The following is a 1,478-nucleotide window of genomic DNA, read 5'->3' as shown; positions in this document are numbered from 1 at the left end:
GGGGTTATGTCTGCTGTCACACTCGAACGAGACACAACTCACGCCGGGCGCCGGTGCCAGACCGCCGGACAGGAACCGGGACTCCTGCACGGGCCAACTACTACAAGGAGAGCGATGATGAGCGCCGCTACCGAAGCCAGACCGGTCCCCACCGCGGACTGGGTCACCATTCCTGAGCTCCACCGGAACCCGTATCCGATCTACCAGAAGCTCCGCGCCGAATCCCCGGTGCACTGGGTGCCCGCGGTCAACCGGTACATGGTCACCAGCTACCAGGCCTGCCACGTGATCGAGCAGGACCAGGAGCGCTTTTCCGCCAACGAGACGAACTCGCTCATGAAGCGCGCCATGGGCCACTCCATGCTGCGCAAGGACGACCCGGAGCACGACGTGGACCGGAAGACCTACGGGAATGTGCTGCGCCCCAAGGCGATCAAAGAACACTGGAACGCCATCTTCCAGGCCAACAGCGACAAGTATCTGGCGCAGCTGAAGGCAGCGGGCCCTGGTGCTGACTTCGTGTGGGAGTACGCCGCTCCCTACGCCGCGGAAAACCTGCGCCAGGTCATGGGCTTCCACAACGCCACCCAGGAAGACCTGCAGCGCTGGTCGCAGACCATGATCGACGGCACCGGCAACTACGCCGACGATCCCGAAGTCTGGGCCAAGTCGGAAAAGTCCTACAACGAAGTCGACGACGCGATCGACGAAATCCTGCCCTACCTGCGCCAGAACCCGGATGCCAGCCTGTTGTCCGGGCTCACTTCCATGCCCATCCCGCTGGAAGCCATCCGGGCAAACATGAAGATGACCATCGGTGGCGGCCTGAACGAACCGCGCGACGTGCTGGGAACCACGGTGTGGGCGCTGCTGGACAACCCGGACCAACTGGCCCAGGTGCTGGCCGACGAGACGCTGTATGCCCGGGCCTTCGAGGAATCCATACGTTGGGTGGCGCCGATCGGCATGTACCCGCGGGAAACCACCCGCGAAACCGTCCTGGAGGGCGTGCACCTGCCCGCCGGTGCCCGGCTGGGTATTGTCGTCGGTGCAGCCAATCGTGATCCGGCGGTCTTCGAGGATCCGGAATCGTTCAACATCAACCGGGAGAAGAAGCCCCATCTGGCTTTCGGGGGCGGCAACCACTTCTGCGCCGGCGCCTGGGTGGCACGGGCCTCGGTTGCCCAAATCGCCATGCCGCAGGTGTTCCGCGAACTGCCGAATCTCCGGCTGGACCCGGACCATCCCCCGGTCGATGCCGGCTGGGTTTTCCGCGGCATGACCAAAATGCCCGTCCTCTGGGGCTGAAGCCGGCTTTCCCCGCTTCCTTCCCTTCCCCAACCGCCCCACCCCTACGCCCACAGCAAGGACAGTTCCATGGCAAAGATCAGCTTCCACCACTCCGACGGCAACGTTGACGTGCTCGACGTCGACCCCGGCACCTCGCTCATGCGCGCCGCCGTCACCAACGGCGTCAA

Annotated in this window: 1 protein-coding gene; it reads left to right on the top strand. The window is 64.5% G+C overall.

Translation table 11 applies throughout. The features are described from left to right. Positions 1-117: 117 nt before the first annotated feature. Complete coding sequence (locus AC5RWT_RS37335; RefSeq protein WP_494084609.1) at positions 118-1,308, top strand: cytochrome P450; 1,191 nt, start codon at positions 118-120, stop codon at positions 1,306-1,308. The last annotated feature ends 170 nt before the right edge of the window (positions 1,309-1,478 follow it).

It is taken from the genome of Arthrobacter sp. Dra40 (assembly GCF_059091905.1).
The sequence above is the reverse complement of the archived record's forward strand: the minus strand, read 5'-3'. Positions and strand labels throughout refer to the sequence as shown.

Bases quoted from the DNA above. Each gene is read 5' to 3' on its own strand.
- AC5RWT_RS37335 (WP_494084609.1), top strand. From the start codon at position 118: ATGAGCGCCGCTACCGAAGCCAGACCGGTCCCCACCGCGGACTGGGTC.